Below are 25,320 nucleotides of genomic sequence, written 5' to 3'. Positions count from 1 at the left end.
CCCTGCCCCCTTTTCATTTCCATGGAAATATTTAAAAAATATTCAGAATTTTAATAAGAAACTCTAGAATTTTCATATTGATAGTCAAAACATATCCGATATAATTTTTTCACCTCATGATAAGAAGGAATGCGTGGATTATTACTCGGACTTCCACTAGCTAGTGCATCTTTCGCCATTTTTGAAAGAGCATTTTCAAATTCAACCTGATCAATTCCATACTCTCTAAGATTAGGAATACGTAGGTCCAAACAAAGTTTCTTTATTTCAAAAATAGCATGATCAGCAAGTTCTTCATCAGATAATGAATGTAAGTCTGGGTTTATAATCCGCCCAATATCTGCAAGGCGTTTGATTGAGCAAACTTTTGTAAAATCTAAAACTACTGGTAATATCATCGCATTTGATATACCATGAGGTACATGAAACAGCGCTCCGATTGGCCGTGACATTCCATGAACTAAAGTGACCGTTGCATTTGAAAAAGCAATACCAGCTTGTAAGGAAGCAATCATCATTGCTTCTCTCGCTTCTATATTTTTTCCATTTTCATAGGCAATTCGTAAATGTTTCATAATCGTTCCAATTGCTGCAAGCGCTAGTACATCTGTAAGCGGTTGCGAAAATCTAGAAAGATATGCTTCAACCGCATGACATAATGCATCAATACCTGTTGCTGCGGTAATATTCGGTGGAACAGAACGTGTTAATAATGGATCGATAATTGCTATTTGTGGCGTGAAGTTTGAATGCTTCATCATCATTTTGACATCTGTTTTTGTATTTGTAATAACAGCAACACTTGTTACTTCTGATCCTGTACCAGATGTTGTTGGAATTGCAATAAGAGGTAACGGTTGCTTTTCTACTTCTACATGAGTTTGAACATAATCTCCAATCTCTCCCCCGTTTGTAAACAAAACTGCTACAGCTTTTGCTGCATCAATACAACTGCCCCCACCAAGTCCAATAATAAAATCACATTTTGATTCTGTACATATCGTTAACGCTTCCAAAACATGAATATTAGTTGGTTCCGCATTTACATTTTCATAAGTAATAACATCTATTTTTTTTACTTTTAGTAGTTTCACGCACGCATCGATATAGCCAAGCTTTCTCATAATAGAATCACTGATAATGAACGCTTTTTTCCCTAATTTAATCGCTTGTTCTCCTAATTTATCAAGTGAATTTCTCCCATACAAAACGTTTTTTGGCATACGAAATTCCGCGATTTCTTGCAAGTAACCCACCCCTTCTTTCCCTACTAAATATTTTATAATGTGAACCTTCTACTACAATTAATTATCAAATTTAATATTCCACTTCGAATAATTATTTCCTTCCAGACTAATAAATTTATTAGTAGATTCCTGTAAACGTATAAAAAGCAATTACTAAAAATACCGCAACCGTTTTCAATATGGTTACAGCAAATATATCACGATACGATTGTTTATGTGTTAACCCTGTAACAGTAAGAATTGTAATAATTGCTCCGTTATGCGGGAGTGTATCCATTCCTCCCGATGCCATTGAGACAATGCGATGCATAACCTCTAGCGGAATATTATATTGATCGGCTGCTGCAATAAATTTATCTCCCATCGCACTTAAAACAATGCCCATCCCCCCTGAAGCTGAACCTGTAATACCAGCAAGAATATTCGTTGTCACCGCTCCATTCACGAGTGGATTCGTAAACGTTGCAGAAATACTATCTCGTATAATCGCAAACCCAGGAAGTGCTGCAATCACGCCACCAAAGCCAAATTCTGCTCCTGTATTCATTGTTGCCAGCAACGCTCCTCCAATACTTGTATTCAATCCCGCTTGGAACCCTGTCACAACACGCTTCCAATATAATAAAAGCGTTGTAATAATTCCAATGATAAGTGCTAATTCTACCGACCAAATTCCAATTACTGCACTTAACTCCACCTTTCCAAATGCTTGCATTCCAATTGCAGAAAAATCAAAACCATTCGGATACCACTTCGGGATTGTCATCGTAAAAAACTTATTCATAACCCCTACTAAAATAAGTGGTACAAAAGCAACGACTTGCTGTGCCCTCGAAATTTCAATACTTTGGAAAGTAGTATGATTCTTTTGCTCTAACTCTAGTGATGCTGCCATTTCAGAATTCCCATCTTCAAAACCAAAATACCCTTCTCCAGCTGCTTTTGCCTTCTTACGCCTGCTCTCTAAATAGATCAAACCTAACGTTAAGACAAAAATTGCTCCAATAATACCAAGTATAGGTGCTGCATAAATATCTGTTTTAAAAAATGTTGTTGGAATTACGTTTTGAATTTGCGGTGATCCTGGAAGTGCATCCATCGTAAACGTAACAGCTCCAAGAACGATCGTTCCTGGTATTAAACGCTTCGGAATATTCGCTTGACGAAACAGTTTTGCTGCAAATGGATAGACTGCAAATACAACAACATAAACACTGACACCACTATAAGTTAAAACAGCTCCCATTAAAACGATAGCCAAAATGGTCCGCTTTTCACCCACCACGTCAATAATTGTCTTCGCAATTGAATCTGCAATTCCAGACATTTCTACTACTTTACCAAAAATCGCACCAAGTAAAAAAACTGGAAAATATAATTTAATAAAGCCTACCATTTTCTCCATAAAAATATTCGAAAAGAAAGGTAACACAAAACTAGGTTCTGTTAAAAATACCGCAAACAGAGCAAAAATCGGTGCAAATAAAATGACTGAAAAACCTCTATAAGCAACAAACATAAGTAAACTAAGTGCTAATAAAATAATGACGAGCTCCAATTCTCTCACCTTCCTTTTAATTGAAAATTCAATCTTTTTAATCCGTTTTTTTCTATGTATTCCCTACAAAATCTCTTTTTTGACTATCCAAACCCTTACATTTCTCCCCCTTTTCTTACAAAATTTTTATAATGAAAATAGCATATTTTATTTATTCTATTACATATGAAAAATCCCTTTAAACAAAAGCGAATTAGCTACCGCTCTCTATAAAGAGATTTCCTTCTTTCACCTTATATTTTTAAACTCTGATCTTTTTTATAAAAGCTTCGCAACTCTTCGACATGTTTCACAATGTGTGTTGCCCCCGCCTCTTTTAACTCCTCTTCACTTCCATATCCATACAACACACCGATAGAGTCAATTCCACTACGATTCGCTCCGATTATGTCATGCTTTCTATCACCGACCATTACTACCTCTTCTCTTTCTAGCTCTGGATGCGTATGTAAAATATATTCAATAATTTCATTTTTCTTTATACGCGTTCCGTCTAAATTACTACCTACAATTTCTTCAAAAAAATGATTCAAGTTAAAGTGTTCTAACACTTGTCTTGCAAACACTGTTGGTTTTGAAGTTGCGACAAACAGCCTTTTCTTTTCACCCTTTAATTCTTGTAAAATATATGGAGTCTTTTCATAAACTTTGTTTTCAAGCAGACCGCTTTGCCGCATATATTCTCGAAAATACGCAACAGCTTGTTCAACTTGTTCTTCACTTATTTTGTATCTATCCGCAAACGAATGCTGAATTGGTGGGCCAATAAAAGATTCTAGCTCTTTCTGATTCGGTTCATCTATTCCCATTTTTCGCAATGCATATAAAACCGAATTGACAATTCCCTCTTTTGGATCTGTTAATGTTCCATCTAAATCAAATAGAAATGTTGTATACCTCCCTGCCTCATACTCTTTTGCACGATTACTATAATATGTATGCATAACACTCCACCCCCGAATTGACAAATCAACATCCTTTTTATATTATCAAAATATTCATTTGTTTTGAATTTTTATTTTTCGTGCACATTATTACTCGATTCAAAAGTAGATGTCGTTCTATTGTATGATTAGCATAATTTCATAGAAAAATGGTGACCAAAAATGACGATAACATTAATTTTCATAATGTCTTTCACGATTATCATCCATGCAGTCGAAACAAGTTCTTATAGTATTCGACTAGCTGGTGTTCGTTTAAAAAAGATTGCCGTTGCATTATCCGTAGTTGGAATGGTATTACTCGTTTCACGAACATCCAACTTACTACAAGCTTTTTTACTTGGTGGTATTATTGATCAGGCTAAGAGTGGTGCTTCAATTAATTTAGAACATACGATGCGTCTTATTTTATTATCTGCTTCTATCGGTACACTGCTCGCAATTATTCTGTACCCAACTTTAACAAAGTTATTTGGATATATAATTCGAAACTTTGAAGCAGATGGTTCATTCATTCGAATGATGAAAACAAACAATATGCAAAAATTGAAGTATACAAAAAAATATGTTCGCTTTCCAAAATTTGAAATGATCCACCGTATGCGAGTTGGTGGTATTCCAAAACGAATTATGCTCATTAATATGTTTGCAACTGCAATTTATACAGCTGGGGTCCTTTCAGCCTTATATGCTTCTTATTTGAGTCCGAAATTCGCAACGAAAGCCATCACGGCTTCCGGCCTTATTAACGGATTTGCTACAATTTTATTAACTGTACTACTAGATCCGCGTATTGCTCTTTTAACAGAGCGTGCGCTTCAATCAGAAAACGGTGCTGACACAATGAGTAAAATGTTCGGTTGGCTTATGATTTCCAGATTTCTCGGTACATTATTAGCTCAGCTCATATTTGTGCCTGGCGCCTATTGGATTTTATGGATTATTAAACTCACGAATTAAATGACTATTTCATTACCTTTGATAGTAGAAAATCAGTGCACGCCCCTTTTCACTATGACAAATCCATTACTATTAAAAATACTGAATGAAGAGATAGGCACACTACATCCAAAAAATTTTTAAATTCCTTACACGAAAGAGTCCATTGAATAAGGAGAGACATGTATGTATATGAAAACCGAACAAGATATTATAAAACTTATACAAAACGATACTTGGATGATGGAAGTATTACAGACGGCGAAATCTCTACAACTGCCTGATTGGTGGGTTTGCGCTGGATTTGTTCGTTCTAAAATTTGGGATGTTCTTCACGGATATGAAGTAAGAACGCCAACGCCAGACATAGATATTATCTACTTTGACCCATTACATATAAGTGAAACGACAGAAGAAAAATTAGAAAATAAGCTTAAAAATATAGACTCTACTATTCCATGGTCCGTAAAAAATCAAGCTCGAATGCATATAGCCAACAACATGCCACCTTATTCATCCTCAGTCGATGCCATTTCCAAATTTCCAGAAACAGCAACTGCTCTTGGAGTCACATTAGATGAACAAGATACTGTTGTGTTAACTGCCCCTTGCGGAATAGAAGATGTTCTCACACTGCAAGTAAAACCAACACTTCATTTCCTCGAAACGAAAGAGCGCATTACTATGTATGAAAAAAGATTACAAAAAAAGAACTGGGAAGGTAAATGGCCTAACATTACAATCTTCCATCCTGAAATTTAAACATTAGAAAAAGGTGCTTCTCATTGCTTTGAAGCACCTTTTCTTTATTTATTTCAAAAAATCTATCACAGTTTCTGCAAATCGACCTGCGACTTCATAGTGCGGTGTATGTCCGCTCTCTTCAAAGACAATCATTTTTCCGTTTAGAGCATCCTTTTTAAAAGTTTCGATTTGTTTTTCACAGGTTACCACATCATGTTTCCCTATGATAAGCAACACCGGATTCTCAACATTTTTTAATTTTGATAATAGTGATTGATGAATAGCCCCTTCCTCTTTCAATCTTGTAAAATGAATTTCGGAACGATTATAAAACTCTTCCCATTCCTCTTCACTATATAAACTATAATCCGTTTCATCCTCACCGTAATTATATATTTCCATTCTGTTTTCTTCTAATTCGCCACTTAATTTCGAATAAGCCTCTAGTAGTTCCTCTGAACTAGCATCGCTCTCGATGATCGTTATGCATTCATTCCCCTGTTTTTCTTTTCCATACTTCTTTAGTAGAAATGCTGTCTTTTTTAATAATGCTCTACTAGTTAATGCAAAATCAAAAGTAGGACCTTCAAAAATAATTTTTTGAATAGATTGTGGATACATTTCTGCATATAACAACGCTAGAAAACCACCAAAGGAATGTCCAATAATAGACCATTTTTCAATTTGTAACATCTTCCTTAACTCTTCGCAGTCTTCAATAAGATCCCTTAATCCAAACTGCTCTTGCCTCCCAATCTCTTCCGAACGCCCTACCCCACGTTGATCAATAGCAATGAGTCGAAAAGAATCTTGTAATCTATGCGCTTGATGATAGGAAAAATCAAAACACATCTCACCAGGACCTCCATGTAGATACAATACAGGATGATTTTCCAATGATCCATGAATCTTCACATACATCTTTTTCCCACGTACTTTCACCATTTCCCCTTGTAATGCTACTTCTTTTTCTTGTTTCATCTTCTTTCCTCCTCTTTTATATTTTGACTTCATATACAAATCGGAGGACCACGAATCCGTATACGTTATATGTCTGTAATATAATAATACATTCCCTCACCTCTTTTGATTCAGAATATTATAACACTTTAAGTTAAATTATCCCAATCACATTCAAAAAGACAATGACAATCGCAATCGGTGCAACAAATCGAAGTAAGAATATCCAGCAAATAAATACTGATTTTCCGTAATTCCCACCAACAAAAAATTCTGCTTCTAGTACCTTTTTCTCCATTTTAAATGAAACGAAAATACTAATGAATAAAGCTCCAAGTGGCATTAATATATTACTAGATAAGAAGTCTACTGCATCAAAAATATTTTTACCGAAGATTGTAATATCACTCCATGCACCAAATGAAAGTGCCGATGGAATACCTACTATGAAAATACAGAACCCAATCATCCATGACAGTTTCTTTCTTCTTTCTTGCTGTCCATTCGCTAGTGCTGAAACAACTGTTTCAAGTAGAGAAAATGCAGATGTTAACGTTGCAAACGTGAATAGCGCAAGAAATACTGTTAAGAAGAAATTTCCAAATGGAATTTGACTAAATACAGATGGTAATACGATAAATAACAAACCTGGTCCTTCTGTTGGCTCCATTCCTAGTGAAAAGACTGCTGGAAAAATAGCAAGCCCTGCGAATAGAGAAACAAATAGGTTCAGTCCAACAATCGTTACCGCAGAACGTGGTAAACTTTCTTTTTTATTTAAGTAAGAACTATACGTGACCATGATTGAAATCCCTATACTAATTGCAAAGAATGATTGCCCCATTGCAAACAAAATACTTTCCGATGTGATTTTTGAGAAATCCGGCTGTAAGAAGAATTTAACCCCTTTCATCGCATCATCAAGTGTTAAGGAGCGAACGATAAGAGCGACAAACAGAACAAACAATGCTGGTAACATATATTTACTCGCTTTTTCAATTCCATTTTGTACTCCTTTTGATACAACCCAAATTGTAATAAACATAAAAGCAAAATGACCAGCAATTGCCCAAACAGGATCCCCAATTGTTTCTGTAAATAACGAGCTATAATTTTGCTGCGGTGTAATCAATTGTCCAGTAATCCCTCTGAATAAATAGATTAATACCCAGCCACTAACAACACTATAAAATGATAGCAAAATAAAACAAGTGCCAACGCCAAGACGTCCTATCCAATGCCATCCTGTATTCGGTGCGATGCTTTTAAATGCTCCAATTGCTTGTTTCTGTGTACTACGCCCTATCATAAATTCAGCTATTAGTAACGGAAGACCTATTAATACTGTAAACAATATAAAGATTAAAAAGAATGCTCCTCCCCCGCTCTTTCCAGCAATATAAGGAAACTTCCATATTGCTCCAAGTCCAATTGCAGATCCTGCTGCGGCCATTATAAAACCTAATTTCGAAGTCCATTGCTCCGTCTGTTTCATCCTATTTTCCTCCTAATTAAATCTTTTTATATTAATAAATAAATATAATTGATCAATCCAAATAAACCCTCCATTTCTTCCTATATATAATAAAAAATGGCCCAGCATCTCTTTATATAAAGAGACGCTAAGCCATTTACTTAACGCGGTACCACTCTTATTGATTCCATTATGAATCCACCTTAGCAGTAATCGTTTGATTACAAACCTGTTATCGAAGGTTAACCGTTAAGATTTACTAAGAATTAGACTTCTGTTCCACCTTACTGCTCCTAGGCGAGTTCAGGATGTTATTTGACTATGTCACACCAACCCATAGCTCTCTGTACAAACACATGACCTTACTACTCCTATTCAACGCAACTTAATATTCCGAATATAATTTCTTTTGAAATTACTACGAATTATATCGGTTATATGTATGACTGTCAAGCAAGATATTTATTTTTTTGTCGAAAAGGAGGTTTTATCAAAATTTACAAAGAAAATATTTACAAAAATTAAATTATAAGGAGAAAAATCCTATGGTATTTTTTAAAAAATATGTTTCTTTATCATTCGATCTATTTTCATTATCATTGACATTATTTCTATTTGTTGCTTGCCAAAATTATTTTTAGGAGTGTCTCAAAAGTCAGTACATATACAAGGTATGGAGCCTCCTCTATTATTACAATTTAATATGAGTCAATACTTAGATTAAATATTAAACTTTGCCTCTTCTTTATTTCATCCTACTAAAATCACTTACAAAGTTAGTACTAACATGTACTTCTCAACGTCCTACTATCTATTTTTTATAATGCGAAATCCATTTTTCTATTCATGGTTTCGAATATGATTGTACTCGAATTTTTATTTAACTCATTTGGAATGTTTAAATTTTTAATTCTTCATCAAACATCTGAAATTATATCTATTAGCATTTTATTTTTAACGATGGCCTTTTATTTTTCATTAAAAAAGAATCTTCGCAACAAGCGCGAAGATTCTCTTCACTTTACGGTATGAGACGCGTACAATCTCTCGGAAATGCGCTCGCTTCTCGTACATTCGATAATTCTAAAAATTTATATACAAGCCTTTCTAATCCAATTCCAAATCCACCATGTGGCGGACAACCATACCGGAATGTATCCATATACGACTGAAATTTTTCATGGTGTAATCCTTTTTCTTTAAAAGAAGTAAGTAACATATCGTACTCATGAATACGCTGCGCACCAGATGTAATCTCTAATCCTTTATACAATAAGTCAAAGGAGTCCGTAACATCTTGATTTTCTTTATTTGGCATCGTATACATCGGTCTTGCTTCTTTCGGATAATGTGTGATGAAGACAAAATCACTACCGTATGTTTCCTTCACATATTTTCCAAGTAATTTTTCGCCCTCTGTATCTAAATCCCCTGCTGGTGATTCTTTTCTATATTTTGTTTTCAAAATACGCTGTGCCTCTGCCAGTGTAATCTTTGGAATTTCCGTAATGATAGGAACCGTAACTTGCAAGAGTTGTAATTCTTTTCCACATTTTTGTTCTACCTTTTCAAACATATAACGTAGAACATCCTTTTCTAATTCCATCACCTCATGAAAATCATGAATAAACCCAAGTTCTACGTCTAAAGATATATACTCATTCAAATGACGAGAGGAGTTATGATGTTCTGCTCGATAAACAGGGGCAATTTCAAAAACACGTTCTAGTCCACCAGCTACCATCATTTGTTTATAAAATTGCGGAGATTGAGCTAAATATGCTTCTTTTTGAAAATATGGAAGCTTAAAAACATTTGCGCCACCTTCTGCTCCTTGCGAAACAATTTTCGGTGTAAAGATACGTATGAAATCGTTCTCTATTAGAAATTCACTAAATGCCTGAACAAGCGTAGATTGAATCATAAAAATTGCTTGTATCCGTTCATGCCGAAGCGATACGACGCGCTCATTCAACATTTGATCTAAACCAACTTGCAATTTTCTTTTATTCACTTCAAAAGGAAGTGAATCAGAGGTATTTAACACTTTTACTTCTTCTACAATTACTTCCACGCCTAATTCTGTTTTTGTAGTCTCCACAAGTTTACCAATAATTTGAACAACACTTTCTACATCTACTTTATATCCAGCTAAGTCCTTTTCTAACACACATTGGATGACACCTGTTCGGTCACGTAATAATAAAAAACTGACATTCCCCAAGTGACGAATTTTTTTTACCCAACCTTGTAGTAAAACCACCTTTTTATTAGACGTTTTGCATTCACGAACGAGTGACCGCTTCATTGTTTCGCTCATTATTTTTTCCTCCTATATGCTCATATTTATTTACATTATTGTTGTCATCATCATCATCCACGGCCACTCACCTCCTTTCAAAGAATACAAAAATCCGCCCCTATAAATAGGGACGGATTTTTCCGCGGTACCACCCAAATTGTCATACTGACCATCTTAATCCTGATAACGGTAGGTACCGTTTGCTTTTACTAATCATCACGTTCAAAGCAACGCTCACAGGTGTCTTTCCATCATGCGGTATCGCAATCTTTTCAGCAGTCGATTGCTCTCTGTAGACCCTTGCACCATGTACTTTTCCTGTTCATCACTTTTTATATTTACAGAGTATTCTATTCCTTTAAAAGAAAAAACGCAAGTGTTTTTTCTTTATTTTCTGACTTTAATTCCAAGTTCATTCTAAAACAATTTCTTCTAATGCCATTTCTCGTAACCTTGTCACTAATATAACATCATTTTCATTTGCTACTTCTTCAATTTCTTTTACTATATCCTTTTTATTTAAAAACATCCGTACATTATCTTTTGAATCAATTTATTTACGTTACATGAAAATTTATTTTCCCGCACATATTATTAATAAATTTATTCTGGAGGTCTATACATGAGAAAAATTGTAAGTTTCTCGCTATTACTATTATGCTTGATTATACCAAATCAAGCATCCGCATATTCTCCACAATCTTTACCTGTCTCACAACATTCAAAACAATGGAAAGTCAATATTGATGAAGTAAAGAAAATAGACAAAGACATAGTACAACCTAAAAAAGGTATTTTTCACACATATCACTTCTCCGTACAAAACATCGGAAAAGATGAAGTTTATAACGTTCAAGTAGAAGTGTTTCGAAACGAACCAAAAACAGAGACAAAATATGAACTATTTTCTTTAAAAGAAGCCCGATTAGCAACCGGGAAAACAGGATTTGAACATGCGAATTTTCCTGTTTCCACAAAAGCAGACGAAGTAGATGTCATGATTACATGGCAAGAGCATCCTTTCCGTGCAATGCGAAATGGTCAGAAAGTGGAGGGGAGAAAATTTAAAGAACATTTTGTGTTTAAGGAAACTAAAAAACAACTTCCTTAAGAAAAGAGTCGCGACTACATGAAGAATCGCGACTCTTTTCTAATTACCAATATTAATTTGTACTAATTCCTCGTGCTGCCCAAATCCGATCAATTTCCGCAGCATTTTTTCCCCCGTAAAGTAGTGCATCTGCCTGCTTAATCGCTTTTGCCCCATCACGGAATGTCGCATTTGGAGTAAGTGACCAATGTGATTGTAAAATAATTTTTGTCGCTACATCACGGCCAAAAGCTTGCGCCATTTCATATTCTCCTTGCGCCCAAATTTCTCCATCTGCATGTACTTCATTTTGCACATCTCTTGGATACACCTTATTATTATCTAATCGGCGTAAGCATGTTGGATTTGAACTGGAATAAGAAGTCGCATCCCATTCTCCTACGCAAGCTTTTCCATATCCTGTCGTTGATGCAGCATCCTCATAAGTTGCACCTAAGAAATCTCCAAATCCTTCTCCCATCGCCCCGCCTTCTGCAGAATTTCCGAAGCCTGGAACTTGATTATCTTGAATCGAATGCCCATATTCATGTGCGATAATTCCTGCATCCTCAGCATCATCTACTCCACCTGTTCCGAATGTTAAAGCTTTCGTTGATGGCGAATAGAAAGAATTATCAGCTGTCGTTCCATTCACATTTACTTTAATTGAGCGATTATTAATATTTCCAAAACCTATTTGCTGAATATATCGTTGTAAAGTATCAATATGGTAATATGCCATTACATCTTCAAAACTATCATTAGAACGAGTGTAATTAAATTGAAGAGTTGAAGATTTTGTTTTTGCCTTTGAAGAAATTGTGACATAATCTCCAATTAAAAAGCCAGTTCCATTCAAACCTTTTAAAGTAACCGTTTTTAATTGATTATTTAATGCTACTGAATCTTTATCATTATTATCCTTTAATCCAGTTAAACTACCACTTGATACGACAGGATTAGGCAAGAATACTTTTCCTGTCCCCTCTGCTTTCCGGTTTATATCTACTTTTTTTAGTAACTTTCCACTCTCAGCATCAATAAATGTTTCCCACGCACCAAATGGCTGATTGGAGTGGACTACAACTCGATATACTGGAATAGCAATTCCATCTTCAATAACATACCCAAATTCATTCATTGTTGGAGCCCATAGATTTTGTTCACTTTCTCCACCAACATATGCCTTTGATTTTTGTTCTGCATCTTTTTCACTAATCTTTTGCTTTATTTCTTTCACAATCTGAACAGGCTGATAATCAGAAACTGCAAGTAATCCTTGACCTTTTCCATTAAGAGTCACGGTTATTTGTCTTGAAAATACAGGAGCACCATTTACTACTTGTTGAAATCTAACATAGGAAGCTACTTGTGTATCCGTTGTTGAGATATATTGTATGTCTGATAGATCTGGCTTTAATGAATATTGCGCGGCATTTGCTTTTAAATATTCGGCTGCTTTTTCCTGAGGAGAATACCTATCTATTTTTACTTGTTTCTCTTCTACCGCAGAAGCAGTCGATACTGTCCCTAGTACTAACGGTATTGCCGTAGCAATTGCCACTACTCTTTTTTTCAACATTCGAATCACTCTCCACTCTCTTTAATAAATTTTGAATGTACGAGTAATTCTATAAGGTTGATTATATTACCTTTCTCTTTTCCATGATAATAGATAAAGTAATATTTTCTCAATATTTGTGCATGAAAGTAATAAATACTTTCGAAAGATATAAATCACTATGAGTATTTAGAGATTTATGATATTTAGTTGTTTCCATAATCAATCGTAATACAAAAACCACGTCATTACTTAGGAAACAAATAATATAAGAACAAAATCCTGTATGATTCATACAGGATTTTGCAATTCCACTTTCTATCACATACTACTTTTTGTGAATTAGCTAGCCGAACTTAATCTGATTCGAATCTTTTTCTCACCTAAAGAAATCTCATCATCATCTTGTGTTAGTCCTTGAAATGTAAATTGCTTTACTAACAAGTTTTCCTCGAACAATTCTTTATGTTTTGTTAATGTTCTCTGTAATTCATCTTCTGTATCAAGAATTACATCTACTCGCAAATTAACTGGTAAATTCAACTGTTTTCGATACTCTTGAACAGCTCGGATAAACTCTCGTGCTACTCCTTCTTGTAACAATTCATTTGTTACGTTTGTATCTAACATGACTGTATATTGTCCATTTGTTGTATTAGAAAATCCTGCTTTTGGTACTTGTTCTACGAATACATCTTCAAGTGTTACTATAACCTGTTCTCCTGAGACAAGCTTATGCGTTGCTCTTTCATCTACAACAAAATTTTGTACTTCTTCTTGTGATAATTGTTTCAGCCATTGATTTACAGCATTGACGTTCTTCCCAAATTTCGGTCCTGCCGTCTTAAAATTCAGCTTTAATTGATATGATGTATACTTTGTTTCATCTAATTCTACATGAAATGCTTTTACATTCAGTTCATCCATTACAATATCACGATAAGATCCCCAGTCCACTTTCTGCTCATGATGCTCGAGTAGTACAAGTTCAGCTAATGGCTGTTTTACTTTTAATGCATGTTGATTTCGGTTACTCCGTCCAAGCTCGACAACTTGTAAAACAGCATCCATTTCTTGTTCTAGTTTTGTTTGAATAATCATTTCATCTACTACTGGATAATCCGCTAAATGAACGCTACTTCCTTCTAAGTTAAGATGAATATCTTCCGCTACAAATGGAGTAAACGGAGCCAGTAATTTACTAATTGTTACAAGCACTTCATGAAGTGTTTCATATGCCGCAGCCTTTTCAGGATTCATGCTAGATTCCCAAAAACGATTGCGAGAACGTCTTACATACCAGTTACTGACCTCATCTACAAGAGCCGCAATTTCACGAGCTGCATTTGTAAATTGATACTCTTCTAATGCGTTTCTTACTTTTTTCGTTGTACTGTGAAGACGTGATAGTACCCACTCATCTAGTTTTGTTCTCTTAACCTCGTACTTCCCTTTTGGATCATATTCATCTAAATTTGCGTATAAAACATAAAAGCTATATACATTCACAAGTGTATCTACAAGTTTTGATTTCGCTTCTTGCACTGTTCTTTCTGAAAAACGCTTTGCATTCCACGGTGCACTATCAACGAGAAGTGCCCATCTTAATGCATCTGCACCAAACTTTTCAACTAACTCTACTGGATCCAATGCATTCCCTTTACTTTTAGACATTTTCTGTCCTTGTTCATCTAGCACATGTCCAAGGGATAACACACGTTTGTATGGTACTTTTCCAGTATATAAAGCCGCTACTGCTAATAAGCTATAAAACCAACCACGCGTTTGATCAACACCTTCAGCGATTACATCAGCTGGAAATTGCTCCTCAAAAAGCTCTTTATTTTCAAACGGATAATGATATTGTGCAAATGGCATTGAACCGCTATCAAACCATACATCGATTACTTCTGGCGTACGAGTCATTGAATTGCCGCATATTTCACAGCATACTTTCACTTCATCTACATACGGTTTATGAAGCTCTAAATTTTCATCTGTCTGCCCTACGCTATGCTTTCTTAATTCATCGATACTCTTCGGTGCGAATTGATAATCACAGTTTTCACATTCCCATACATTTAACGGTGTTCCCCAGTATCGTTTTCGGCTAATATTCCAGTCCACCATATTCTCTAAAAATTTCCCGAATCGCCCGTGTTTCATATGATCTGGATACCATGTGACTGCATCATTATTCTGTAAGAAAGTCTCTTTAATCTCAGTTGTCCGAATGAACCAGCTTTCTCCAGCATAATACAAGAGTGGTGAATCACAGCGCCAGCAATGCGGATAACTATGTTCATATTTCTCTTTATGGTATAGCAATCCTTCTCCAGCTAAATAACGAACAATATCAACATCACATTCTTTCACAAACTTACCTTGTAAAAACGGAACAGCGTCCGTATACTTCCCTTGCTCATCTACAACATGCAGAAAAGATAATCCTTGATTTTGCACCACTTTATAATCATCTTCTCCATAAGCTGGTGCGATATGAACAAGTCCCGTTCCGCTATCTCCTGTAACAAAGTCTGCTGAAATAACACGGTATCCATTCGTAACTTCATCCATAGGAAATGGTGCTACGTATGAAGTACCTACTAATTCTTCTCCTTTATGAGTAGATAATACTTGATAGCCATGTTTTAATACATCATTTGCACGCTCTTTTGCGACAATATAAACAGTTCCATCTTTCTCTGCTTTCACATATTCCATATCTGGATGTACAGCAAGTGCTACATTGGCAGGCAACGTCCACGGAGTTGTTGTCCATCCAAGAAAATATTCATTTTCACTATTTAACACTTTAAATTTCACAGTCGCACTTAAATCTTTTACTGTTTTATATCCTTGCGCCACTTCATGCGAACTTAGTGATGTTTGGCAACTTGGGCAATACGGCGAAACTCGATGTCCTTTATATAGCAGCCCTTTTTCATGAATTGTTCCAAGAATATTCCATACACTTTCGATATAATGATTCTCCAACGTTACATACGGGGCATCCATATCGACCCAATATCCGATGCTCTCAGTAAATTCACGCCACTGCTTCTCATACGTAAATACACTTTCCCTACATTTTTGAATAAATGGTTCAATTCCGTATTCTTCAATCTCATGTTTACCAGAGATACCAAGCTGTTTTTCAACTCCTAATTCTACCGGTAATCCATGTGTATCCCATCCAGCTTTTCGAAGTACTTTATATCCAGTCATCGTTTTATATCTTGCTACTAAATCTTTAATTGTCCGTCCAAGCGCATGCCCTACGTGCGGCAATCCATTTGCAGTTGGTGGCCCTTCATAAAAAACGAAAGATTGTGCACCTTCACGATTTCGAATGGATTGCTCAAAGATATTCTGCTTGTTCCACTGCTTGCGAATACGTGTTTCTCTCCCTACAGCTGATTCTTTTACATCTACCTTCTCCATTTACAATCACTCCTTTGAAATTTTGTAAAAGCACACAAAAAACCCGTCCCTATAAGTAGGGACGGGTTTACCCGCGTTACCACCCTAATTCTATTAGCATCTTCACCAATAGCACTTAGCAACGTACTAACATACGCGTTCTTTGTAACGGTAGACATCCGTCCGAGCTTACTTTATTCAGCCACGGCTCCTCGGAGATGATTTTTAAATAAAGTCTGTACACCGGCTTTCAGCATAGTGCCGGCTCTCTGGAGAACAGTACGATATTTTACTCTTTCTCGTCTTCAGATTTGTATACTTTTATTAACAGTTATTTTATTCCATGAAACAGATAATTGTCAATCAATTCAAAAATATATTTTCATTTTCATCCTAAATTTCGAATCTTATACATCATAAAAGATTTCTATTACTTTATCGTTTCCCATACTTCCACTAAATCTTCATCATCTTCCACAAGTTCTGCAAAAAATCCAGTTTCATCTTCATGAAGAACTGTTTCAAGTTCTGCTTTCGCCTCATCATTTCTATTTAAAACAGCTAAATAGCATGCTCTATTGTATCGAACTAACAAATCCGAAGAATCGAAAGATAATATATAATTTGTTAGCTCTTCTGCCTTTTCTGTTTTTCCAATCTGGTGATAAGACGCTGCTAAGGCGAGAAACATTGCACGATCTTTTGGATGATGCAAGACTCCCTCTTCTAACATCGAAATAGAATCTTCAAATCTTGCTTCACTTTGATAGATTTCCGCTAAAGCAAGAAATGTTCGGCTCACAAAAGGCATTCTTTCAATTAATTGTAAGCAGATCTTTTCTGCCTGTTTCTCTTCCCCTAACATGAACAGAACATTGGAATGTAATAACAGAGTGTTATAATCATTGGGCTCTTCTCTAATCATCTGTTTTATGAATTCAAGAGCATCTCTTAACATCTCTTCATCTTCATCACCGTGTTCGATGAGAAGATTTACAAGTTGCCTTACCGTGCTAACATCCCAAATGTTTTCTAATGATGTTTGTAATACATCTATCGCTTCTTTAATCATATTTCCGTTTTCATAAAACATCGCTAAACGCTGCGCTGCTATACTATTTCTAGCATTTAATTTTAAAGAGATTTCAAATAAATCAATTACAGTTGTAATAAACGAGATTTCTTTCGCACGGTTTTTCATTCGATAAAATGCTCTTGTAAAAATTGATTTCTTCGGTTCTTCATTTTGTTGTTGCGCAGTCAATCTCTCAGCAAGTACAGATGCAGCATACATAAATGCTGTGCTTCTTTCTTTTTTCTTAACGGGCAACAAATGAAGAGAATCTCGTATTTGAGATACTTTCCGCTGTTGTTCCATCGCTTGAACGTACACTTCAAATACACGCTCATTTTCAATGTCTTGTCTTATTAAACTTGTAACAAATGGAATCGCTTCTGAATCCCTTTTTTTAACAAGTACTTTTGCATAGTGATATCGTACTTCTACATGTTCCTCATCTATTTGTAAAGCTTCTTCCACTAGCTCTTGTTCTTTCTCCCTCTCTTTCATGGCACCATATACATATGCAAGGGCATCTAAACGCCACATTTCATCTACTTTACCATCTAATTTATCTAACTCAGATAAAAGCTCTTTATGAAGACAATTTTTTACTGAAAGCTCTGCTAAATACTCCATATTTACGATCATCGGCTCTTGCAGCATTGCCTGAAACATATGATATTGTTCTTTTAGACGATTTTCTTCTTTTTCATATATTTCCGCTAGCTTTACGTGCACTCCAATAAAAGTTGAATCCATTTCTAAACAAGTCTCATACGCATTTTTTGCCGATTCCAATTCTCCTAATGCCATAAGGGATTCACCAATACGATAATACGGAAGCGTACTCTTTCTGAACTTTATTGCCTGATGGTATCGTTTCATCGCTTGATCATATTGTCCAAGAGATTCATATAAAATACCAGCATAACAATCATACTCGGTTATATCTGGTCTTTCTTTTCCTAGTTTTCTTAAAAACGCGATCCCACGTTGTATAAATACCGTTCCTTCAACTCTATTTACATATTCCTCTAACATATTTGCTATATTATTTTTCAAACATCGGATACCCTTCTCTAACTTAGACAACGCTATCTTTAATTGTTCTTCATTAGCTCCTAATTCAATTTCAGCATCCCACAGTACCATTCCTGCATTCATAAGAAACTCATCATTTTGTTCAAATTGCTGTTCCATACTAAAAATATACCGCTTTGCATCACCATACTGTCCTTTTGCCATATAAATTTGAATCAAACCAAAATGAGAATAAACATCTCTATTATTCTCTTCTAAAGCACGTTTATATATCTTTTCAGCTTCTTCAAATTCATCATTTTGAAAATGTAAATCTCCTAATCGAACATATAATGACGTTGCTTCTTCACAATTTTCGATACCCTGCAATAAAATTTCTTCTGCACCCTTTTTATCATCTAAATCTAATTCATATATTTCTGAGAGTTTCACATATGGATATGATACTGTTTTATCTAATTGAATTGCGGTGCGAAGTCCTTTGATTGCTAAATGTAATTTCTCCATTTGATGCGCACATTTGGCTCTTTCATACCATATATGTGCTTCACGCTTATATTCTTTCAATAAATCATTAAACACTTCGTATGCTTCCTTATAGCGCTCTAAATCCATTAAGATCAAACCATGGTTTACAAGAACAAACCGATCAGGATGACGCCCTAGTGCAATTTGTGACATTTTCAAGCCCTGTTCAGACTGATCGATATACATATATGATAATGCTAGAAAACTCCATGCGATTGGCTGATCAGCATCTAATTGTAACGATGAGCGAAAACTAGAAATTGCTTCCTCATACTCTTCTTTCTCTAAAGAATAGCGTCCATGTATAAAATGATACAATGCTTGATTATTCTTTTTCTCGACACTTTGTAAGACATCACTAGCCCGCTCCATATCTTGTATACGGATAAAGCATTGTGCACTATGAAGCTTAACAAAGTCTGAATCTGGATATTTTTCTATTAACCTTTCAGCACAAAAAAGAATAAACTCCTGATTTACTTCAACATCCATATGTTTGATTGTGTATAACCACGTATACGGATTTTCGCTTGTCTCTTGTAAAAATGAAACTAATTTTTCAATTCCTTGTTTATCCTGTTCTTCTAAATGATCCGTCAAAGAGAATAGCTTGCGGAAATATACATCTTCCTCTTCTACTAAAAATGACAATTGTTCCTTTTCCTCCTTAGGAACAAATACAATAGATAGGCCATCGGTGTAACGATATCTTTCCTGCAGCTTCTCATATTCAATAAAAAGTGGTTCCAAAAAGTTAGGATCTTGAGCAAAAAAAGCTTGTAACTGATCATCATATCCAGAAAGAACTTGAACGTGGGATGCATGTTCAATATCTATACTTAATAAAACTGGAATGTTTCGGTCAAGTAACGCTTTATAATTCTTTTCGTTTCCCTTGAAATAACGACAAACATAGCCCATTTTTTCTAAATACGTAACCGTATCTGAAAACTTCGATCCTGTTACATCAAATATATGATTCGCAATTTCATCTTGTGTACACCTTTCTCCCCATAAGCGGAGCATCATCTCCAAGCTCGCTGGAACACAATAGTTATCTTTTTGTACGATTGGTACTAATGGTAATCTTACTTTTTTTCCAGCCCGGTATTTTTCCATATTATGATATAGCGACTTTTTTAAACATACTTCCGTTTTTAATAAAGCAAGTAAATCCTGAATCTTATTCATTTTATACAACGCTTCTGCACGTAAATGTGTAAAATAGGCTTTATACGAATGATACGGCAATATCCGATTGATCTTATCTATTACAATTAGCATTTCCTCATAACGCTGTAAATCTAGTAAATGTTTCACCTTTTCAAAATAAAAATACGGTATTTGTGGAAACTGATCTATTGCATCGTTAATCAGTTGTAACGCTCGTTTCTGTTCGCCTTTATATGCATACAGCTGTGATAATAGATAGATCGCTAATTCTTCATTTTCCTTATGTTCCATCCCAGCTAAAAGCGAATTTTCCGCTTTCTCCCATTCTCCTGTTTGTATATAAAAATAGCCCCATTTATCAAAAACTGGACGTGTACTATAACTCTCAGCTTTTTTCATATATTCGAATGCTTCTTCATTTCGTTTCATTTCTAAAAGACATCTTACCAATGTAAAATATGCTTTAGATAAAATATCAGAATCTATTTGATCTACCTTTATATCTTCCAAGGCATCCTTTAATAATTTTTCAGCATCAAGTATTTTTCGGTCATCAATTAGCTCATCACAATATAAAGAGAGCGTTCTCATATTTGGAAATTTTTTATATGAATAGCGGATTAAAAAGGCACTATATTGGTGCATAAGCCCTTCGTCAGTGAGACGGATCAGTGTATCAAATTCCTCAGTGGATGAAATCGAAGAAAGCCATTCTTTCAAATAAGAGAATTTATTGACTTCTTTTATATGAGAAATTTCACTATTTACATCTTGTAATCCGTCTACAAATCGTTTTTCTTTCAAACATGTCTCCAATCGCCTCAATTCTAACATGCATTCACCTCAAGTAATTATTTTTATTACGCATCGTTGACCACTCCCACGGCTAAAGTTCGTGGGCTTTCCCACTCACAAATTCTGGAAGTATTATCCTTATCTGCTTTCTTAGATTTTACACAGTATATATAAGGTATTCAATAAAAACCTTATATAATTCTCAATACTAAACGATATAGTTTAAATTATTGTTTAAAAATAAGAAAAACAACTATTTTTGCATCTATTTTATTTAATTTAATAAAATACAACCATTTTATTAAATTGATCATTATTATATATCAAAATTTCCGAGAGGTTTGTATCCGATCTAAACGCCTTTGCTTTCACTAGATTTTGAGGTGAGAGTCTTACTGCCCGTTTATGCGAGATAAAACAAATCTCATCCTTTTATTGACAAAACAAATATTCCCACATATATTTTAAATAAATACTAAACGTTTAGTATTCTATCTTTTCTATTGGAATGGAGGCTATACATATGACACGATTAATGGTGCTAGGTTTACTCATGCAATATGGTCCTATGTCTGGATATGAATTACAGCAAGCTATGCAATCTGCACAAACTGATACTTGGGCAGGTGTTTTTCCTGCTTCGATTTATCATGCTTTTAAAAAAATGGATAAAGAAGGATTAGTAGAGCTTGATGCTGTTGAAAAAACAGGGAATCGTTCCAAAGCAATTTACAGTATTACGCCTGCTGGAAAAGAGGAGTTTCATACACTCATGATTCAGTCATTCCAGCATTCTTCAGTTGCTTTCCCAACAGAGTTATATACAGCACTCACTTTCTTCAACGCAAATACTGTTTCTCTTGAACACATCTCATCCGCCTTACAAGAACAAAAAAAGAAAATTATAGAAATGTACGAAAATATGAAAGCTGGACAATCTATTAAAGAAAAAATGATAGATATTCCGGAGCATGTAAGTCTGATTTTTGAAAATATTTTTGAACAATGCGAAATGCAGCTACGTTTCATTGAAAAAATGGAAAAAATGTTATCTCGATTAGAAAATAAGAAGAACACGGGGGAAAAATGATGGAGGCTAGATTAAAAATGTCTCGCGTACAAAAAGCTTCATTATGGGTTGTAGCAGTAGCTGTCTTTACAGATATGCTCATCTACGGAATGATTGTCCCAATTTTACCACGGTACGCAGAAACCCTAGGTGCTTCCCAAACAGAGATTGGTTTTTTATTCGGTAGTTACGCGATTACTCTACTTCTCGCCACTCCCATTTTAGGAGTGGTTTCTGATAAAGTTGGAAGACGCCTTCCTATGATTCTAGGCTTATTTGGACTTGCAGCTGCAACTATATTATTCGGGCTTGCAAATAGCTTTTGGTTACTCGTACTAGCAAGAATGCTACAAGGTATCTCTGCAGCAGCAACATGGACAGCTGGATTAGCACTCCTTGCAGATGTATTTCCTCTGCAAGAACGTGGAAAAGCTATGGACCTATCCTTATCTGGCCAAGCAGCTGGAATGCTCCTTGGTCCAACAATTGGCGGGACGCTTTATCAATGGGGCGGGTATCATCTTCCCTTTATGATCGCTGCAACTATTGCCTTCATTGATGGCATATTACGAATCACTTTGCTTCGTGATGAACCAATATCCAGCACAGACCAACGAATTAGCTATCGATCTATTCTTAAGATGCATTCTTTATTTATTATCATGGGCATTATTATTCTAGGAGCTGCCTTGCCTAGTGCTTTAGAACCAACTCTTCCTCTCTACTTACAAAACATCTTGCACCTTAGCCCAGGAACAATTGGACTATTATTCGCTGTCCCAACACTCGCATATGGCTTTACCGCTCCAATCATCGGCACACTTTCGACTAAACTTGGCAGAAAACAAACGATGGCACTCGGCATAGCTTTGGCTACTTTATGTTTCCCATTTACAGCGATTGTTTCTCATACCGCTCTTGAAATATTTGTACTTGCTATCCTTGGAATTAGTTTTAGCCTCTTACTAGCACCAGCTTTACCAGAACTTACATATCTCGCAGACAAAAATGGAGTTCAAGCATATGGAATACTTTTTGCAATCTATAATACAGCCTACTCAATTGGTATGTTTTTCGGACCTATGCTTAGCGGAAGTTTATCAGATTTATTTGGGTTAACAAATGCTTTCTACATATTTAGTGTTCTTCTTTTCTGTTATCTTTGCTTGTTTTTATGGAAAATGAAAAAATAATGTTGGGTTATAGTCATGAAAAGTTACAACACTAAAAGGCCCAGAGACAAAAATTCTTGGGCCTTTTAACATACTTTTTTCTGAGTGCATTATTCAAATCTTTCTATCTGGTATCCATTTGCAAAAAAATTGATTATTTCCATTTCTTCAGCATTTAATTTTCTTTGCAGCCTCTTTACAAGCTCTTTGGTAATGGCTTTTTCATTCCCCTTATATGTTTCCGTCAGAAATGCTGTATCTTTTAAAAAATTAATTTTCATTTGGAATTCCTCTTTATAAACGGGCTTATCATGATGAGACAAGAAAAAAATGTCTGCATCATATTTTTCAAGCTGCTTAACTAGCTGCAAGGTATTTTTAATGGTATAACTCCATTTTTTCGAGTAGAGATTTGCGTACATGCAATCCCCAAGAAAAAGAGCTTTTTCTTCTGGAATATAAATAACAATACAATCATCAGCGTGATCGCCACCTACATGTTCAATTACAGCTGTTACTTCCCCTAAATTAATAGACATTTGCTTATCAAATGTAATATCAGGTATTGGAAGAAACACCTCTCTCTGATGACCCAATTCTTTCTTTATTGCTTCCGCACAAAATGGAATTTCTATACCTTCTTTAACACGCTGATCTAAAAATTTGTCTTCCCATGATAAATTCTGAAGCCTTTTAATTTTTTTGTGAGTTTTATAATGAGCTATCGTTGGTATATTCATTGCACTCATGCCAAATACATGATCCCAATCTGAGTGAGTGAGAACAAGATAATCACCTTTAATATGTACGTCTTCTAATTGTTTAAGAAATAAATTAGCATGTTTAGATGAATTGCCAGCATCAATTAATAATGTTTTTTTGGCCCCTTTAATTGCCGCTAAAATTGGTCGATCCGTTTCTTGATATGGTGGTAAGTATAAAACCCGATTTGATATTCTTTCTATTTTTTGCAAATTCCCATTCTCCTTTATATGGTGACATATGTTGCTCTAATTCTTTAGAAAATAATTGTAGCTTATCAGAATTTGATAGATCCATAAAAATACCATCTTTTCTGTATAATTCTATAAAAAGAATAGCTTGTTTTTCGTTATATGAATACAAATTTATCCTATACTTATTACTAAAACATTTCATCTCTTATTCACTGAATTATTTCCCTTTACATAACTGGCGCATCAAAAAAACCGTGAATTATTCACGGTTTTTTCCTTTCGAAAAGCTAATCGCAATTGTTCCAGCACCTGCATGAACAGCAAAAGATATAGGAAGTGGGTAAATTAAAAACTTCATTTCAGGAAATGCTGCTCTGAAATCAGAAATCCATTCTTCTGCTCCTTCTTTATCATTCGCATGGAAAACATGGACTACTTTCGGCATTTCTTTTTCAAGTTCACTTCGCATATATTCTTTACATTTTTGTATTTTACGAACTTTCTTTTTCAATATAAGTTCACCATGGTGTACTTCTAGAATTAGGTTTACGCTTAGTAGGCTACCTATTATAAATTGCACACCCTTCACACGTCCACTTGCATATAGACCTTTCAAATCTTTTGGAAATACATAGTAAGGACTACGTTCCATATGTTGTATTGTCTCTTGTATATCTTGTAAAGTCATACCCTCACGGTATAACGTTTGCGCTTTTGTTAAAATTTCATCCATTGGATAACTCGTTGTTTCACTATCTATTACGATTAAAGGAAATCCTGCCATTTCTGCTGCAAGTATCATATTTTGATAAGTTCCACTTACTTTCCCGCTAATTGTGATCGCAAATCCTTCTTCATATTCTTCTTTACATTTAGAGAAGAGTGCAACCATCTCTCCAAAATTAGGTTGTGACGTTGTTACGGTTACACCTTCTTTTAATGCATCGTAAACACGTTCACGAACACCTTCTTCACAATCTTTATAGGCTGTTCCATTAATAACAATTTCAATAGGTATAACAAAAGTATCTTCACTTGTTGTAAAGCTTGCAGTTGTACTATCAGTAAACCAAGCAACACGCTTCATGTTGTTCCTCCCTTGTGTGCATCCTTTTCTTGAACTTTTCTCATAATTCTATCTATTTGAGTTATAAAAAGGACTATGCTTGTTATCATAACAAGACTATCTCTGTTTTTCCATAGGAGATAGATGGTTTAAGCAAGGTTTTCAAAATTAATATCGAATCTATTCGCATTCGTACACGATTTTGACATATTTAC

Annotated in this window: 16 protein-coding genes and 3 other annotated features; of the genes, 5 read left to right on the top strand and 11 right to left on the bottom strand. The window is 35.1% G+C overall.

Translation table 11 applies throughout. From position 1 onward, the window contains the following. Positions 1 to 50: 50 nt before the first annotated feature. The 3 genes from LOK41_RS06125 to LOK41_RS06115 all read right to left on the bottom strand — a co-directional run bounded on the left by LOK41_RS06125 (position 51) and on the right by LOK41_RS06115 (position 3,749). Complete coding sequence (locus tag LOK41_RS06125; RefSeq protein WP_347269289.1) at positions 51 to 1,256, bottom strand: iron-containing alcohol dehydrogenase; 1,206 nt, start codon at positions 1,254 to 1,256, stop codon at positions 51 to 53. 109 nt (positions 1,257 to 1,365) lie between these two features. Then, positions 1,366 to 2,805 (bottom strand): GntP family permease, encoded by a 1,440-nt coding sequence (locus LOK41_RS06120; RefSeq protein ID WP_174100702.1) that lies wholly within the window; start codon positions 2,803 to 2,805, stop codon positions 1,366 to 1,368. Positions 2,806 to 3,038: 233 nt separating this feature from the next. Next, a complete protein-coding gene (locus tag LOK41_RS06115) occupies positions 3,039 to 3,749 on the bottom strand; it encodes an HAD family hydrolase (protein WP_241815710.1) in 711 nt (236 codons plus the stop codon). Between the two features lie 162 nt (positions 3,750 to 3,911). Here LOK41_RS06115 and LOK41_RS06110 point away from each other — a divergent pair, with 162 nt between their 5' ends. Together LOK41_RS06110 and LOK41_RS06105 are read left to right on the top strand one after the other, a co-directional pair. Then, complete coding sequence (locus tag LOK41_RS06110; RefSeq protein WP_241815709.1) at positions 3,912 to 4,709, top strand: lipid II flippase Amj family protein; 798 nt, start codon at positions 3,912 to 3,914, stop codon at positions 4,707 to 4,709. A gap of 165 nt (positions 4,710 to 4,874) precedes the next feature. Next, positions 4,875 to 5,450, top strand: coding sequence for a nucleotidyltransferase family protein (locus tag LOK41_RS06105; protein ID WP_241815708.1), 576 nt, complete (start codon positions 4,875 to 4,877; stop codon positions 5,448 to 5,450). A gap of 48 nt (positions 5,451 to 5,498) precedes the next feature. On the opposite strand, the gene LOK41_RS06100 is transcribed toward LOK41_RS06105, so the two are convergent. The 3 genes from LOK41_RS06100 to aspS form a co-directional block, all read right to left on the bottom strand. Next, positions 5,499 to 6,413, bottom strand: coding sequence for an alpha/beta fold hydrolase (locus LOK41_RS06100; RefSeq protein ID WP_241815707.1), 915 nt, complete (start codon positions 6,411 to 6,413; stop codon positions 5,499 to 5,501). A 133-nt stretch (positions 6,414 to 6,546) separates the two neighbouring features. Then, on the bottom strand, positions 6,547 to 7,887 hold the full coding sequence (locus LOK41_RS06095) for a sodium-dependent transporter (RefSeq protein WP_241815706.1): 1,341 nt from the start codon (positions 7,885 to 7,887) through the stop codon (positions 6,547 to 6,549). 117 nt (positions 7,888 to 8,004) lie between these two features. Next, positions 8,005 to 8,254: a binding site (T-box leader), on the bottom strand. Between the two features lie 633 nt (positions 8,255 to 8,887). Beyond that, on the bottom strand, positions 8,888 to 10,186 hold the full coding sequence (aspS, locus tag LOK41_RS06090) for an aspartate--tRNA(Asn) ligase (RefSeq protein ID WP_241815705.1): 1,299 nt from the start codon (positions 10,184 to 10,186) through the stop codon (positions 8,888 to 8,890). A gap of 105 nt (positions 10,187 to 10,291) precedes the next feature. Then, positions 10,292 to 10,503 (bottom strand) — a binding site (T-box leader). A gap of 287 nt (positions 10,504 to 10,790) precedes the next feature. Here aspS and LOK41_RS06085 point away from each other — a divergent pair. Then, complete coding sequence (locus LOK41_RS06085; RefSeq protein WP_241815704.1) at positions 10,791 to 11,279, top strand: hypothetical protein; 489 nt, start codon at positions 10,791 to 10,793, stop codon at positions 11,277 to 11,279. Positions 11,280 to 11,331: 52 nt separating this feature from the next. On the opposite strand, the gene LOK41_RS06080 is transcribed toward LOK41_RS06085, so the two are convergent. The 3 genes from LOK41_RS06080 to LOK41_RS06070 form a co-directional block, all read right to left on the bottom strand. Further along, entirely contained in the window at positions 11,332 to 12,840 is a 1,509-nt protein-coding gene (locus tag LOK41_RS06080) for a M36 family metallopeptidase (RefSeq protein WP_241815703.1), read from the bottom strand. 321 nt (positions 12,841 to 13,161) lie between these two features. After that, positions 13,162 to 16,263 carry an isoleucine--tRNA ligase gene (gene ileS, locus LOK41_RS06075; RefSeq protein ID WP_241815702.1) on the bottom strand — a complete coding sequence of 1,034 codons (3,102 nt, stop codon included), beginning with the start codon at positions 16,261 to 16,263 and terminating at the stop codon, positions 13,162 to 13,164. Between the two features lie 54 nt (positions 16,264 to 16,317). Beyond that, positions 16,318 to 16,557 (bottom strand) — a binding site (T-box leader). Positions 16,558 to 16,672: 115 nt separating this feature from the next. Further along, on the bottom strand, positions 16,673 to 20,881 hold the full coding sequence (locus tag LOK41_RS06070; RefSeq protein ID WP_241815701.1) for a bacteriocin-processing peptidase family protein: 4,209 nt from the start codon (positions 20,879 to 20,881) through the stop codon (positions 16,673 to 16,675). A 484-nt stretch (positions 20,882 to 21,365) separates the two neighbouring features. On the opposite strand from LOK41_RS06070, the gene LOK41_RS06065 reads away from it, so the two are divergent. Both LOK41_RS06065 and LOK41_RS06060 read left to right on the top strand, forming a co-directional pair. Next, a complete protein-coding gene (locus tag LOK41_RS06065) occupies positions 21,366 to 21,932 on the top strand; it encodes a PadR family transcriptional regulator (RefSeq protein ID WP_241815700.1) in 567 nt (188 codons plus the stop codon). Then, a complete protein-coding gene (locus tag LOK41_RS06060) occupies positions 21,932 to 23,104 on the top strand; it encodes an MFS transporter (RefSeq protein ID WP_241815699.1) in 1,173 nt (390 codons plus the stop codon). The genes LOK41_RS06065 and LOK41_RS06060 overlap by 1 nt, the downstream gene beginning before the upstream one ends. A gap of 89 nt (positions 23,105 to 23,193) precedes the next feature. On the opposite strand, the gene LOK41_RS06055 is transcribed toward LOK41_RS06060, so the two are convergent. Continuing rightward, on the bottom strand, positions 23,194 to 24,057 hold the full coding sequence (locus LOK41_RS06055) for an MBL fold metallo-hydrolase (RefSeq protein ID WP_241815698.1): 864 nt from the start codon (positions 24,055 to 24,057) through the stop codon (positions 23,194 to 23,196). A gap of 241 nt (positions 24,058 to 24,298) precedes the next feature. Further along, entirely contained in the window at positions 24,299 to 25,126 is an 828-nt protein-coding gene (locus LOK41_RS06050) for a DegV family protein (protein ID WP_241815697.1), read from the bottom strand. Positions 25,127 to 25,320: the final 194 nt, after the last annotated feature.

Origin of the sequence: Bacillus sp. TL12 (assembly GCF_022625245.1) — a bacterium.
Taxonomy (GTDB): domain Bacteria; phylum Bacillota; class Bacilli; order Bacillales; family Bacillaceae_G; genus Bacillus_A.
Note: the sequence above shows the minus strand (reverse complement) of the source record. Positions and strands in the feature narration are given on the sequence as shown.

Coding starts and splice junctions, on each gene's coding strand:
- LOK41_RS06115 (WP_241815710.1), bottom strand. CDS start 3,749: ATGCATACATATTATAGTAATCGTGCAAAAGAGTATGAGGCAGGGAGG.
- LOK41_RS06110 (WP_241815709.1), top strand. CDS start 3,912: ATGACGATAACATTAATTTTCATAATGTCTTTCACGATTATCATCCAT.
- LOK41_RS06105 (WP_241815708.1), top strand. CDS start 4,875: ATGTATATGAAAACCGAACAAGATATTATAAAACTTATACAAAACGAT.
- LOK41_RS06100 (WP_241815707.1), bottom strand. CDS start 6,413: ATGAAACAAGAAAAAGAAGTAGCATTACAAGGGGAAATGGTGAAAGTA.
- LOK41_RS06095 (WP_241815706.1), bottom strand. CDS start 7,887: ATGAAACAGACGGAGCAATGGACTTCGAAATTAGGTTTTATAATGGCC.
- aspS (WP_241815705.1), bottom strand. CDS start 10,186: ATGAGCGAAACAATGAAGCGGTCACTCGTTCGTGAATGCAAAACGTCT.
- LOK41_RS06085 (WP_241815704.1), top strand. CDS start 10,791: ATGAGAAAAATTGTAAGTTTCTCGCTATTACTATTATGCTTGATTATA.
- LOK41_RS06080 (WP_241815703.1), bottom strand. CDS start 12,840: ATGTTGAAAAAAAGAGTAGTGGCAATTGCTACGGCAATACCGTTAGTA.
- ileS (WP_241815702.1), bottom strand. CDS start 16,263: ATGGAGAAGGTAGATGTAAAAGAATCAGCTGTAGGGAGAGAAACACGT.
- LOK41_RS06070 (WP_241815701.1), bottom strand. CDS start 20,881: ATGTTAGAATTGAGGCGATTGGAGACATGTTTGAAAGAAAAACGATTT.
- LOK41_RS06065 (WP_241815700.1), top strand. CDS start 21,366: ATGACACGATTAATGGTGCTAGGTTTACTCATGCAATATGGTCCTATG.
- LOK41_RS06060 (WP_241815699.1), top strand. CDS start 21,932: ATGGAGGCTAGATTAAAAATGTCTCGCGTACAAAAAGCTTCATTATGG.
- LOK41_RS06050 (WP_241815697.1), bottom strand. CDS start 25,126: ATGAAGCGTGTTGCTTGGTTTACTGATAGTACAACTGCAAGCTTTACA.